We start from the raw sequence: 12,548 nt of genomic DNA on the forward strand, positions 1-12,548 counted from the left end.
TGCAGATACGCCGTACCGCCACACTCCCGGTCACACTTTGACACACCGGGAGCCTCTTCGATGAGAGCCATCGCCCTTCCCTCCGGCTGGAAGCTGTTCACCGTCCTGGCCGGCCTTACTCTGTTCATGACCGCCGTGGTCCTGGCCAGCCACCCGCTCGGTTCCGACGGCCTGCGCAGCGCTATCCGCGCTACCGCACGCAGTTCCTTCGCCCTGTTCCTGATGACGTTCCTGGCCTCGACGCTGGTGGCCTTGCTGCCCGGCCCAAGCAGCCTTCGCGTTTTGCGCGAGCGGCGCTTCCTGGGGCTGGCTTTTGCCTTTTCGCACACCGTGCACGGCCTGCTGATCTACCGCTACGCCCAGCACTTTCCCGAGTTGTTCTGGGCCGGCCGCACCGCTACCTCCAGCCTGCCAGGCAGCATCGGCTACCTGTTCCTGCTGTTGCTGGCCCTTACCTCCTTCAAGCCGAGCATGCGCCTGCTCGGCGGCCGTGCCTGGAAAGCCTTGCACAGCACCGGCATGTGGGTGTTGGCCGGCGTGTTCTGCCTGTCGTTCTACAAACGCATTCCCATGGGTGGCTGGTATCCGCTGGCCTTTGCCCTGATGTTCACCGCCATCGCCCTCAAGCTCACCGCCAAGCTGGCGCTGTACAAGCGCCGTAACGCCACGGCCCTTTTCTGAAGAAGAGAACAGACCATGACCACGCTGACTCGCACCCTGCCCCCCTCGACCGTCTTGCAGATTGGGGCGCTGATTTGCCTTTGCGGATGTTTCTGGCCTGGGAGTTCTTCGAATCCGGCCTGGAGAAATTCAACGGCAGCAACTGGTTCAGCGATATACAGGGGAGCTTCCCACTGCCCTTCAGCCTGCTGCCAGCGGAGTTGAACTGGCAACTGTCGATGTGGGCTGAACTGGTCCTGCCGCTGCTACTGCTATTGGGCCTTGGCACACGGCTGGCGGCGGCGGGGCTGGCGGTGGTAACCATCGTAGCGATCGCAGCGGTGCACTGGCCTGCGCACTGGTCGGACCTGGCAGAATTGGCGAAGGGTTACGCCATCACCGATCTAGGGTTCGGCAACTACAAGCTGCCCCTGATCTACCTGGTTGCACTGCTGCCATTGCTGCTCAAAGGTGCCGGGAAGCTAAGCATTGATCACTGGATCAAACGGCACATCACGGTCCAGGCCCGAACAGCATGAAATGCAAAGGGCCCGGAGCGTACAGCCCACGAGCCCTTTGCTGTCCTACCAGGGTGATACGCGTAGCTGACGTCAGTCTTCCAGTGGCTTGGGCGGCGCTGCCGGCTTGGCGGGCTTGCTGTCCTTGGCCTTGGGCTCTGCTGCCGCAGCGACAGGCTCCGGTGCCGTCACGGCCTTTTCGCTGGCCGGCAGCTCATCGACGGCTTTGATGATGGCCTGCGGGTCGATCTTTTCACCTGTATCGTCATCCTTGAGCATGTGCCGCTCACCGTCTTTACCCACCAGGATGACCTTGGTGCCCTTGCTGGCGCCGAGCTTGAGCTCACGTATCAGCGCCATGGTGGTCTGCTGCTCGAGGTTCTTGTCCTCCCGCTTGCCCATCATGTTGGCGACGCTGTAGATCACCAGGCCACGCTCCTTGAACGCAGCCTGGGTGGCAGGGTCTTTCAAGGCATCGTTCAACCCCCGCAAGGTCGGGTCGGCGGAACTGGGGGCAATGATCACCAATGGTCGTGCCTTGCCCAGTTCCTTGGCCAGCGGAGCGTCGCTGTCGGCGGCGAACAGAGGGCCAGTGACGGCGAGCAGGGTGGCGAGGGTCAGTGACCGGACGAGCATACGCATCTCCTTATTGTCTCGATAAAACAGTGACTACAGATCACGGAGAAAAATCCGACCCGGAGCCTAAACCACTTCGAACATCAGAGGGCCAGGGAAAAGTAACTGGCAGTTTCCAATGGTGACCGATACCAGGATGGCAGCCTTTTCGGAAACGGCCGATACCCAAACTCAGCATAGCCCAAAGCCACTAACGGCAACCTGCGCTCCCTCCCGCTCGCCTGAAGGGGCGCTTGAGCCGGCACTCAGAACAGCAACAGCTGACGGTCGGTCAACGCCGCAAAGTCATCACCGACAAAGGGCAGGATGGCATCGGCCACAGGCTGTAACTGGCGGCTGAGGTAGTGGTCGTAGTCGATCGGCGACTGCAGGTTTTCCATGGGTTCAGGGCCGGCTGTGGTGATCACGTAACTGATCCAGCCGCCATTCTGATATTGCCGGGCACGCCCCAGGCGGCTGTTGTACTCATCGGCCAGGCGTGCTGCGCGTACATGTGGCGGGACATTGCGCAGGTAGTCGGCCAACGGGCGGCGCAGGCGTTTGCGGTAGATCAGCAGCTCATCCAGCTCACCGGCCAGGGTCTGTTGGACGAACCCGCGTACATAGTCACGGTACGGCTCGCCCCGGAAGATTCGCCCATATAACGCCTGCTGGAACTGCCTGGCCAAGGGCGACCAATCGGTGCGCACCGACTCCAGGCCTTTGTACACCATGTCCTCGCTGCCGTCGGCGCGCTGAACCAGGCCGGCGTACCGCTTCTTGCTGCCCTCGTCGGCGCCGCGGATGGTCGGCATCAGAAACCGCCGATAATGGGTCTCGAACTGCAACTCCAGCGCGCTTTCCAGGCCCAAGGTTTCACGCAGGTGCTGCTGCCACCACAGGTTGACCTCGGCCACCAGCGCGCGGCCGGTGCGCGCCGCCGCCTCTTCACCCTGTGCACCCTTGAGCCAGACGAAGGTGGAATCGGTGTCGCCGTAGATAACGTCGTAACCTCGTGCCTCGATCAGCGCGCGGGTCTGGCGCATGATCTGGTGCCCGCGCATCGTGATCGAAGACGCCAGGCGTGGGTCGAAGAAGCGGCAACCGCTTGAGCCGAGCACCCCGTAAAACGCATTCATGATGATCTTGAGTGCCTGCGATAGCGGCGCGTTGCCTTCACGCTTGGCCTCCTCCCTGCCCTGCCAGACCCGTTCGACGATCGCGGGCAGGCAATGCCGGCTGCGCGAGAAACGCCCGCCGCGAAAGCCTTCGACGGAGTGCGTGTCATCCGGCTGGCGCAGGCCTTCGACCAGGCCTACCGGGTCGATCAGGAAAGTACGGATGATCGAGGGGTACAGGCTTTTGTAGTCGAGCACCAGCACCGAGTCATAGAGCCCCGGGCGCGAGTCCATGACAAAACCACCCGGGCTGGCTTCATCCGGGCGACTGCCCAGATTGGGCGCGACGAAGCCCAGCCGATGCATCTGCGGGATATACAGGTGACAGAACGCCGCCACCGAGCCACCGCTGCGGTCTACCGCCAGCCCGGTCACCGATGAGCGCTCCAGCAGAAACTCCAGCAGCCGGGTATGCGCAAAAATACGCGTCACCAGCTCGCAGTCCTTGAGGTTGTAACGCGCCAACGACGGCTTGTCCTCGGCGAACATGCGGTTGATCTCGTCCATGCGCTGGTAAGGCGTGTCGATCGCCTTGCCTTCCCCCAGCAAGGTCTGAGCGACGTTTTCCAGGCTGAACGAAGGGAAGCTCCAAGTGGCCGAGCGCAGCGCTTCGATGCCGTCGATCAACAAGCGGCCGGGCGCATCGGCGAACACATGGCTACGGTTGGCGTGGGCGCGCACAGTCATGGGCGCACCGTTACGCCCCAGGTTCAACGGCACCTGAAGCAGCTTGGCGTGCTCATGCAACAGGCGCAGGTCAAATTGCACCAGGTTCCAGCCGATGATCGCATCCGGATCATGCCTGGCCATCCACTGGTTCAGGCAGTCGAGCAGTGCCGCCCGGTCGTTGCAGTAGTGCAGGTCGAAATCCACGGCGTCGGGCTGGCCATTGGCGGGCCCTAGCATAAATACCTGCCGCTGGCCGCAGCCTTCCAGCGCAATGCTGTACAACTCGCCGCGCTCGCTGGTCTCGATGTCCAGCGATACCAGGCGCAGCGGCGGGCGGTAGTGCGCCAAGGGTTTGAGCTGAGCCTCGCAGATGACACCCTGGGCATCAGGCTGGCCGGTAAACTGCACGGCGGCGGTGATGAAGCGCTCCATCAGGTAGCGTTCGGGGGGGCGGATATCAGCTTCGAACACCTCGACGCCGGCACCGCGCAAGCGCTGTTCCAGTTGCATGAGTTGCCGGTGCTGACGGCAATACACGCCCAGCACCGGACGATGTTGGAAATCCTGCAGGCGCAGGGGCCTGATTTCGACACCGGCCTCGCCCGCCAGCAACAGCCGCGCATGCTCGACCTGCGCCTGCAGGATGAACGCCACCGACTCCTGCGGGGCCAGGCGCAACAGCCGCGGCCCCTGGTCGGTGGCCAGCCAGAACTCCACGCAGGTGCCTTGGGGCGTGTCATGCCAATGCCGGGTCAGGACAAAGCCCTGCTGCAACTCCACTGCGTTGTCCTCGGTGCGACGGATAGGTCGGATGCGACGATTCTACCCTTGCGCGGGGGGCCTGTGCGGGCAATCAGCCATACAGGTAGTTGATGTCCTTGTAGGCCAATGGCGGCACCTGCCCCAGCAGAAAATCGCGCAGCTTGTGCATCTGCCGCGCCTTGGGGCTGGACTTGAGCCAGGTCATGTAATACCCGTCTCCGGTCGCCACTGCATGCTTGAACGGGGTGACCAGGCGCCCTGCGGTCAGGTCGGCACTGGCCAGCACCAGGTCGACCACGGAAATCCCCAAGCCCTGCTGGGCCGCAGAAATGCCCTGGTCGAGGGTGTCGAACACCTGGCCCTGATCGATGCTGATGTCCAGGGCATCCATGCGCGCCAGCCAACGCCGCCAGTCGCGCCGATCCGACGAAGGATGCAGCAGTTCACACTGGCGCAGGTCACCCAGTGCCGGCTGCTCATGCGCCATGTAGTCCGGGTGGCACACCGGAATCAGCCATTCGTCGAACAGCTTGAAACTCTCGATGTCGGCGGCAAACCGGCCGTTGGACAAGAGGAAGGCGCAATCGTAGGGCTCGGAGTAAAAGTCCACCGTGTCGATGTCCATCCAGACGCTCGACAATTGCACGCTGCAGCTGTCATCGACTTTCTTGAAGGCATCCAGCGCCCGCAACAACCAGCGAACTGTCAGCGTCGAGGGCGCCTTCAAGCGCAGGCCGTAGCGGTCCTGGCGCAGCAGTGCACAGGCGTTTTCGATGATCTTGAAGCCGACCTTGAGCTCCTGGGCCAGCAGGCGCCCATGTTCGGTGAGGCTCAACTTGGGCCCCCGTCGCTCGAAAAGGTCGCAGCCGAACAGGCCCTCGAGGGTCTTGATGTGGTGGCTGACAGCGCCTTGGGTCAGTGCCAGCTCTTCGGCCGCGCGGGTGAACGACCCGTAACGTGAGGCGACCTCGAAGGCACGCAGAGCGTGCAACGCCTGGATCCGTTCCGACATGATTCCCCCGAAGCATGAGTGAGACTAATAGTAGGTCATAGTACCACGCGTTTTACAACGTAAGGTACGCCTCAGAAAATGCAGGTAAACAACCAAGATAAGCCAATAACCTGCCTGCATGTGTCTTGAACTTTCTGCTAATTCACGCCTGGGGAAATCATGTTTACGGGTTATGGAAACTGCTATCGCCTGGATGCGCTAGAGCTGGCCGCTGAACATGTCCGGAACACGCATCACTGGACGCACAAAACCATACAGCACTTTCGCAACATCCTCGCAAACCCTGACTTTCCGTGCCTGTTCGGGCGCAAGGCGGTGGCCGGTGAATCCTGCCACATCCTTTTCGCTCGCGCCGAACAGCTCGCCGATGACATCGCACAAGGCTTGGCCGAATACGTGCGCACCATAGCACCGGTGCCGGTCAAGCAACGCATTGGCAGCCCACTGGTGGTGTTCCTCGAAACGGCCGCCGACAGCAGCCTGGCCGAACAGCAGGCGCTGGCCTGGAAGGTGCTGCGCGGCGTGCATGCCCGTGACCCGCACCCGTGGCCGCAAGCGATCCCGGCCGACCCGCACGACAGTGGCTGGTCGTTCTGCTACGCCGGCATGGCGCTGTTCATCAACATGAACTTTCCCGGCCACCATCAAATGAAAAGTCGCAACCTGGGCAATCACATCACCTTCGTCATCAACCCGCGGGAAAACTTCGACGAAGTGGCCAATGCCGGCACCGAGAGCGGCAAGCGCATCCGTGCACGCATCCGTGAACGCGTGCAGCACTACAACGACGGCGTGATGCCCGACAGCCTGGGCTTCTTCGGCCAGGCTGACAACTTCGAATGGAAGCAATACCAACTGCAGGAAGCAGGCTCGCTCAACCCGTCGCGCTGCCCCTTTCATGCCCACGTCCACGCAACAACCGACACCCAGATCGAGAACTGACCGTGAATACCGCACTGACCGCTACCTACGCCCTGACCGTACTGCTGCTGATCGCCACACCAGGCCCGGTCGTGGCATTGATCGTCAACACCGCCGCGGCCTCTGGCTCGCGCAAGGCCATGTTCACCGCCGTGGGCACCAACTGGGCTTCCCTGGTGCTGATCGGCGCCGCGGCCTGGGTCATCCTTACCAGTGCAGCCATCGACAAGGCCTGGCTCAGCGGCATGAGCCTGCTCGGCTGCCTGTTCATCGGCTACATCGCCGTAGGCACCTTGCGCGAATGCCTGCAGGCGCCTGCCTGCGAGACGCTGGCGCAAACGCCCAAAGCCGGGCGTGGCGGTTTGTGGCAAGGCTTCATGGTCGGTATTTCCAACCCCAAGGACATCATCTTCTTCATCGCCTTCTTCCCACAGTTCATCCAGATCACCGAATCGTTCGGCAAAAGCATGATGGTGCTGTCCCTGTTGTGGGTAGCCATCGACTTCGCCGTGCTCAGCCTTTACATCTTTGCCATCGGCAAGATCGCCTCGCAGCGTAGCAACCGGATGATTTCGCTGGCCTCGGGGGTTGCCCTGTTGCTGATCGCCGTCGGCGGCCTGGCCTACAACATCAAAGAGCTGGCGGGCTGACGCCTCGGTGCGAGACGCCACGCCGGACAACAAGGAACGCCCATGAGCCCGTCCAATACCGCAACATTCGGCCCGGGCCTCCCTGCGCCGCTGTCGCTCGACTACCAGCGCTTCCTGCAACTGGGCAGCCGCCGTGCCCCGCACACCCTGCATGTGCACGAAAGCGGCTATCGTTCCGGCACCATCAACACCGATGCGCTCGGTTTGCGCTACAGCCACTGCGCCGGCAAGCGATTCTCGGCCGCCGAGTATGGCGGCACCGGCCGTGTAAACTTGCTCGTCGGCGGTTCGACCGCATTGGGCATCGGTGCCAGCTCCGATGAGAATACGGTGGCATCACAGCTGTCGATGCTCACCGGGGAAGTGTGGTTGAGCCTGGCTGGCTGTGGGCTCAATGCCAGTCAGGAACTGCTGCTGTTTCTCACCCATCAGCACCGTTTTGGCGAAGTCGGCCACGTGGTGGTGCTCAGCGGGATCAACACCTTGGCCCACGAGGGCCTGGGTGAGGTGCTGGGCGGCCCGCACGCTGCGCTGCACGCCAAGGCTTATCAGCAATACCTCAACAGTTTCAACGAAGGCATGCTGCCTACCGGCCCGGCACGCCGGGACTCGCTGTGGCAACGCCTCGGCCAGGCCCTTGCCCCGCGCCGGCCCACACCGGTGCCCGCCTGGCCCTTGTCCGCCCCGCAGAAGCGCCTGGCGCATGCTGCCGACAGCATTGGCCGCACCTTGCGCCAGTGGGAACGCATGCTTGCCGACAGCCACGCAACCCTTACCTTCATTCTTCAACCGCTGCTGCCATGGTGCCGTGAAACGCTGCCTGCCGGAGAGCGAGCCATGCTGTCGGCATTGGAACAGCAACCGACCAACTTCGACCGACTGCTTGAAGGCGCCTTCGACAGTCAACTGCACATGGCCTTCTTCAGGCGCATCAAGAGCCAGGCAGATCCGGTGCCGTGTTACGACATGAACAGCATGCTCAGCAGCTCCCCTGTATTCGGGGCCGAGCTGTTCATTGATCGCTTGCACCTGAACGATTTGGGCAACAATGCGCTGGCCAAGGTGATCACCGCCAAACTGGGCCTGGCCCAGGAAAAACATGCTCAACGCAAGGTCACACCGATCAAGCTCGTCTGACAAATGTGCGTTGCCCTTTCGGTCGGGGCTTCCGGTTGGCTAGAATAGGCCGTCGTTCCGATACGCCAGAGGCGAACGTGTACTTGTCATGAACACCCGAGCCGTCTACCAGTACCTTTCCACTTATCCGGGCTGTGGTGCCAGTGAGGCCTGCCTGTGAATGGTTTCGCCCGCGTGCCCGCACTACTCATCTCGCTGATGCCGTTTGCCGCACAAGCGCTCGACGTGCGTATCGACCCGCATGCCGACCTGCTTTATCGCCAAGCCCTGCCATTGCTGGAGCAGGCCGATAACCAGGACGATAACGCCAACACGCTGCGCACTGCCATTGGCGGCGATCCGGAACTCAAACGCCAGGGCCAGGCCATGGCCCGTACGCTTCCAACTGCGGTAGCCCTGCTTGAAAAGTCAGTGGAACTCGGCCATCCCGTGGCCCAATACCGCCTGGCGCTGTACTACACGACCTACCTGCCAGCGGCGCAAATCCCTGATGCTGCATGCCCCTTGCTCGAGGCCAGCCTACAACAGGGCTTTGCCCCACCCGCGACGGCGATCGCCACCTGGTGCCCACCGTATAACGCCAGCCCCCGTTACCGCCAAGCGCTTGAAGCGATCCCGGGCATGGCCACGCTGTATGCGCCCTACTACCCGCAACCGGCCACTCGGCTGGCTTGCAGCCGCAGCCAGCCACAAGGGCTGGAAATGCAGTGGGGGCGTCAACGCGACTATCAGGCCGAGGTGTATCGGTTGCTGGGCGACCTCGATCCGCAGCACCGCCGGGACTTGCTGCAAAAGGCGGTGGAAATCAATGGTTGCGCAGCAGCACAACGGCGGTTGACCAGCCAGCGTTGAACGTTGTTCTGGCAGTGGCAAACCAGCAAGATCGTTCAAGCCACCTGCCCCGCCCTCTGGCATGCTGCGCTGCCGAACAACAGTGTTGCAGCCATCATGCAAAGCAGTCCGCCTATTGCCCGCCAAGCTTTTCTGCACGGCGCCATCGCCATTGTTCCGTTATCGCTGGCCGTTGCCCCTTGGGGCCTGCTTGCGGGCTCGATGGCCATCGAGGCCAACCTCAGTGCCTGGGAGGGTCAGGGCTTGTCGGCGATCGTGTTCGCTGGCGCCGCGCAACTGGTAGCCATCGGCATGCTCAAGGGCGGCGCCAACCTGCTGTCGATTTTGCTGACCACATTGCTGCTCACCTCGCAGCATCTGCTTTACGGCTTGTCGATGCGCCCGGTGCTGTCGAACCAGCCGCTGCGCTGGCGCCTGGGCCTGGGTTTCCTGTTGACCGATGAGTTCTTCGCGTTGACCAGCCACTATGACCAACAGCAATTCAACCGCTGGTACGCGCTAGGTGTCGGCCTGACCTTCTACGTGGCCTGGAACCTGTTCACCCTGGCCGGGATCGTGCTGGGCCAGAACATCCCGCACCTGGACCAGTTGGGTCTGGATTTTTCCATTGTCGCCACCTTTGTCGCCCTGATCGCCCCACTGGTGCGCAACCTCGCCACGGTAGTGTGCGTGGCGGTGTCGCTGTTCTGTTCAGTGCTTTTCAGCTACTGGCACTGGGAAACCGCGTTGGTAGCCGCTGGCCTGCTGGGCATGGCTGCCGGATTTGTCTGCCAGAAATTTTCCGGAGGCCGCGCATGACCTGGCTACTGATCTTTGCCATGGGCGCCGTAGTGTTCCTCAATCGCTACGCTTTCCTGGAACCGCGCCTACCGCTGCGCCTGAGCTCCAATGCCCGGCAGTTTCTGGGTTTTGCCGTGCCGGGCATGCTCACCGCCATTTGCGGGCCTATCGTCTTCCTGCCCGGCCACCAGTTGGACCTGAGCCCGCTCAACCCCTACCTGCTGGGGGCTGTAGTGGCCATCGTTCTGGTGTTGTTGACCCGCAGTGTATTGCTGAGCATGCTGGTGAGCATGTTGATCTTCTTCCTGCTGCGCAGCTGGCTGACATGAGCACGCCCCTGCGCGAACAAACCCACCTTTGGCAGGCGCCCGCGCTGGGCGATGTCGAGATGCTGCATGCGCGCTACATTCAGCAACGCTTCGCCCCACATGTTCACGAGGGTTACGTGTTCACCGTGATCGAGTCGGGTGCCCAGCGCTTCTGGCACCGCGGCAGCGAGCACCTGGCGCCCGTGGGCAGCATGGTACTGATCAACCCTGACGAACTGCATACCGGCGCCACAGCCCATGAGGCTGGCTGGCGCTACCGCGGGTTTTATCCGGAGCATGAACGGGTGACCGGCGTGCTCGACGAGCTGGAACTGGGCCGCCACGGCATGCCCTGCTTCAAGGACAGCGTGATCCAGGACCCGGCCCTGGCCATGGCCTTCAGCAAGCTGCATCAGCTGTCCGAAGCCAGCGCCAGTGCCCTGCAGCAACAGACCGCCTGGCGCCAGGCGGTTCTGGCCCTGGTACAACGACACGGGCAATGCGCTGAGCCCACTCCCCCTGGCCACGAACCACTGGCCGTAGCCCGCGCCCGCGAGCTGCTGGAGAGCCAACTGGCAGAACCGCCATCGCTCGAAGCACTGGCGGGCGCGGTTAATCTATCGCCGTTCCATTTCGCCCGGGTGTTCCGCCAGGCCACCGGCCTGCCACCGCATGCCTGGCTGAAGCAACGGCGCCTGGCCCGTGCCCGGGAAATGCTCAAGAGCGGCGTGGCTGCGACCCACGTGGCTTTCAACCTGGGCTTCGCTGACCAGAGCCACTTAAGCCGGCAATTCAAACAGGCCTATGGCGTGACGCCAGGGGCCTATCGACAAGCATGCGTTCACGCGGTCGTGCCTTCCCACCGGCTCACAACGCCAGCTCCAGTTGCAAAGGATCCGAATCTTTTCGTCGAATCCTGACGGCAATACCGGCCACACGCACTGGCCGTCCTTGCCGCTGGCCTAACCGCCCTTCATCAGTTGTTCCTGCCGGGTGCCCCACAGGATCCAAGCGTTATGCGCCAACGCCCCACGCACACTGGCTTGCATTGCATCATCGATTGTCGCTGTCATGCGCACTTTCTTTCAGGTTCCAGCGTACTGGCGCGATACACAGCATGAGCGTCATCCATATGAAGGTCGCTGGCCCCGCAAGCACGAAGACCAGGCTGGCAATCAGCCCCGATACGGCATCACCAATGACGGCAGTGAAGTAATAGAGGGAAAAATTCCTGCCAACTTCATGCTCGCTCGACAAGCACTGGATGTTGGTGACGATCGCGATATCGACAAATGCACCAATGAAACCGACCAGGAACAAAATCAGGAGGAACAGCCACTTGTTGAAGTGCAATGCCACTGCCGCAGCAAAAAACAGTGCCCCATACAGCGCCCAGTAACGCAGTACCAAGCGTGCAGTTGTCCATGGGTTGAAGCGTGTGTAGAGCACGCCACCCAATACGGTGCCTGCCGCAAGCAGTGAGAAAACATAGCCAACCGCTGCCTCTGAGGCAAAGTGCTCCAGCACCGAAGCCGGAAGGATGAAGCGAATCACCGACGTGGCAAACATCGCACAGAGGGTGGTACAGCCAATAACAGCAAACAAAGGCGCATTGCTGACCCTGAGCTGACTTACACTGCGCGCCGTATCCCGCACTATGGCGCGCCCATCGAATGCCTGCCGGACGCCCTGCCTGGCAGGCCCCAGGGTAGCGATGGAAATGACCGACAACACCAGGCACGCCGCAAAGAACAAGAAGGTTGCTTCGCGAGACAACAGTAACACACATGCCGAGAAAACCCGCGGCCCGATAATCGAGGCTGCATCCTCGATCACCTGAATACCGCTGTTCACCGAGGCGAGTTGGTCCTTTCCGACAAGGCCTGGAAAATACGCTCGAAACGTAGGTACATACAGACATTCGAATGCCGTCATGACCATCGCAAGGCCGACCAAGACGGGCAATACCGGTTTGAAAAAGCTGAATAAGGTAAAGAAGGTAAGTGCTAGGAGGCCTTTAGCCGCCTCGACAGCAAACAACGTTCGTTTCCTGTTGACATTGTCCGCCAGCCAGCCACCTAAAGGTGAAAACAGCATGCTGGGCAAGTAGCTAAAGAAATAAACGATGCCAATCAAAAGCAGATCCGCCTCGGTCATTGATACGATGGCCACGGCAAATGCAGCTTCGAAGGCAAATTCACCACACTTGGAAAAACAATAGCCGAACGCTAGAGAACGCGTCCCGCGATCAACACTCAGCGCCCGCATATTTCGTGATTCCCTCAGCCAGCAGCATAGGTCAATTCCTACTTGGTAATATTACGCCTAGGCACTTCAGATTATTGAAATTACCCTGCGCAATTTGGGCAAAACCAATCTAAGACTCATCCAGCATCGTATTCAATCTGAAAGTTGTAACAACACCCCTCCTCCGCGCACACACAACTCAGCACATAGGAACATTCCTACTAGTAGCCATTTTTAAC

General features: G+C 61.3%; 12 protein-coding genes and 1 pseudogene. 9 read left to right on the plus strand and 4 right to left on the minus strand.

Annotated features, from left to right (window positions below):
* Positions 1-60 precede the first annotated feature (60 nt).
* Together ACEWE8_RS08885 and ACEWE8_RS08890 are read left to right on the plus strand one after the other, a co-directional pair.
* A complete protein-coding gene (locus ACEWE8_RS08885; protein WP_046787222.1) occupies positions 61-681 on the plus strand; it encodes a ferric reductase-like transmembrane domain-containing protein in 621 nt (206 codons plus the stop codon).
* 15 nt (positions 682-696) lie between these two features.
* Positions 697-1,199, plus strand: a pseudogene (locus ACEWE8_RS08890) (DoxX family protein).
* A 72-nt stretch (positions 1,200-1,271) separates the two neighbouring features.
* On the opposite strand, the gene ACEWE8_RS08895 reads toward ACEWE8_RS08890, so the two are convergent.
* From ACEWE8_RS08895 to ACEWE8_RS08905, 3 genes are all read right to left on the minus strand, one after another.
* Positions 1,272-1,814 carry a DUF4174 domain-containing protein gene (locus ACEWE8_RS08895; protein WP_367903589.1) on the minus strand — a complete coding sequence of 181 codons (543 nt, stop codon included), beginning with the start codon at positions 1,812-1,814 and terminating at the stop codon, positions 1,272-1,274.
* A gap of 245 nt (positions 1,815-2,059) precedes the next feature.
* Entirely contained in the window at positions 2,060-4,420 is a 2,361-nt protein-coding gene (locus ACEWE8_RS08900) for a DNA polymerase II (protein ID WP_046787224.1), read from the minus strand.
* A gap of 73 nt (positions 4,421-4,493) precedes the next feature.
* Positions 4,494-5,414: a LysR substrate-binding domain-containing protein gene (locus ACEWE8_RS08905; protein WP_046787225.1), complete on the minus strand. Its 921-nt coding sequence runs from the start codon at positions 5,412-5,414 to the stop codon at positions 4,494-4,496.
* A gap of 159 nt (positions 5,415-5,573) precedes the next feature.
* Here ACEWE8_RS08905 and ACEWE8_RS08910 point away from each other — a divergent pair, with 159 nt between their 5' ends.
* The 7 genes from ACEWE8_RS08910 (at position 5,574) to ACEWE8_RS08940 (ending at position 10,982) form a co-directional block, all read left to right on the plus strand.
* Positions 5,574-6,356, plus strand: a complete 783-nt coding sequence (locus ACEWE8_RS08910; RefSeq protein WP_046787226.1) for a YqcI/YcgG family protein — start codon at positions 5,574-5,576, stop codon at positions 6,354-6,356.
* Between the two features lie 2 nt (positions 6,357-6,358).
* A complete protein-coding gene (locus tag ACEWE8_RS08915) occupies positions 6,359-6,985 on the plus strand; it encodes a LysE family translocator (RefSeq protein WP_039604614.1) in 627 nt (208 codons plus the stop codon).
* 42 nt (positions 6,986-7,027) lie between these two features.
* Positions 7,028-8,122, plus strand: a complete 1,095-nt coding sequence (locus ACEWE8_RS08920; protein WP_046787227.1) for a hypothetical protein — start codon at positions 7,028-7,030, stop codon at positions 8,120-8,122.
* 198 nt (positions 8,123-8,320) lie between these two features.
* Positions 8,321-8,974 (plus strand): sel1 repeat family protein, encoded by a 654-nt coding sequence (locus ACEWE8_RS08925; RefSeq protein ID WP_217433349.1) that lies wholly within the window; start codon positions 8,321-8,323, stop codon positions 8,972-8,974.
* 96 nt (positions 8,975-9,070) lie between these two features.
* Complete coding sequence (locus ACEWE8_RS08930) at positions 9,071-9,772, plus strand: AzlC family ABC transporter permease (RefSeq protein WP_046787357.1); 702 nt, start codon at positions 9,071-9,073, stop codon at positions 9,770-9,772.
* The gene (locus tag ACEWE8_RS08935; RefSeq protein ID WP_039605278.1) at positions 9,769-10,083 is read left to right on the plus strand and encodes an AzlD domain-containing protein; all 315 of its coding nucleotides are present in this window, start codon (positions 9,769-9,771) and stop codon (positions 10,081-10,083) included. The genes ACEWE8_RS08930 and ACEWE8_RS08935 overlap by 4 nt, the downstream gene beginning before the upstream one ends.
* On the plus strand, positions 10,080-10,982 hold the full coding sequence (locus ACEWE8_RS08940) for an AraC family transcriptional regulator (protein ID WP_046787229.1): 903 nt from the start codon (positions 10,080-10,082) through the stop codon (positions 10,980-10,982). Before ACEWE8_RS08935 ends, ACEWE8_RS08940 begins: the two co-directional genes overlap by 4 nt.
* Positions 10,983-11,115: 133 nt before the next feature.
* Here the strand turns inward: ACEWE8_RS08940 and ACEWE8_RS08945 are convergent, their stop codons facing one another.
* The gene (locus ACEWE8_RS08945) at positions 11,116-12,330 is read right to left on the minus strand and encodes an MFS transporter (RefSeq protein WP_367903588.1); all 1,215 of its coding nucleotides are present in this window, start codon (positions 12,328-12,330) and stop codon (positions 11,116-11,118) included.
* Positions 12,331-12,548 lie beyond the last annotated feature (218 nt).

Source organism: Pseudomonas sp. TR47, from assembly GCF_044143025.1.
Taxonomy (GTDB): domain Bacteria; phylum Pseudomonadota; class Gammaproteobacteria; order Pseudomonadales; family Pseudomonadaceae; genus Aquipseudomonas; species Aquipseudomonas putida_E.

Coding starts and splice junctions, on each gene's coding strand:
- ACEWE8_RS08885 (WP_046787222.1), top strand. CDS start 61: ATGAGAGCCATCGCCCTTCCCTCCGGCTGGAAGCTGTTCACCGTCCTG.
- ACEWE8_RS08895 (WP_367903589.1), bottom strand. CDS start 1,814: ATGCTCGTCCGGTCACTGACCCTCGCCACCCTGCTCGCCGTCACTGGC.
- ACEWE8_RS08905 (WP_046787225.1), bottom strand. CDS start 5,414: ATGTCGGAACGGATCCAGGCGTTGCACGCTCTGCGTGCCTTCGAGGTC.
- ACEWE8_RS08910 (WP_046787226.1), top strand. CDS start 5,574: ATGTTTACGGGTTATGGAAACTGCTATCGCCTGGATGCGCTAGAGCTG.
- ACEWE8_RS08920 (WP_046787227.1), top strand. CDS start 7,028: ATGAGCCCGTCCAATACCGCAACATTCGGCCCGGGCCTCCCTGCGCCG.
- ACEWE8_RS08925 (WP_217433349.1), top strand. CDS start 8,321: ATGCCGTTTGCCGCACAAGCGCTCGACGTGCGTATCGACCCGCATGCC.
- ACEWE8_RS08930 (WP_046787357.1), top strand. CDS start 9,071: ATGCAAAGCAGTCCGCCTATTGCCCGCCAAGCTTTTCTGCACGGCGCC.
- ACEWE8_RS08935 (WP_039605278.1), top strand. CDS start 9,769: ATGACCTGGCTACTGATCTTTGCCATGGGCGCCGTAGTGTTCCTCAAT.
- ACEWE8_RS08940 (WP_046787229.1), top strand. CDS start 10,080: ATGAGCACGCCCCTGCGCGAACAAACCCACCTTTGGCAGGCGCCCGCG.
- ACEWE8_RS08945 (WP_367903588.1), bottom strand. CDS start 12,330: ATGCGGGCGCTGAGTGTTGATCGCGGGACGCGTTCTCTAGCGTTCGGC.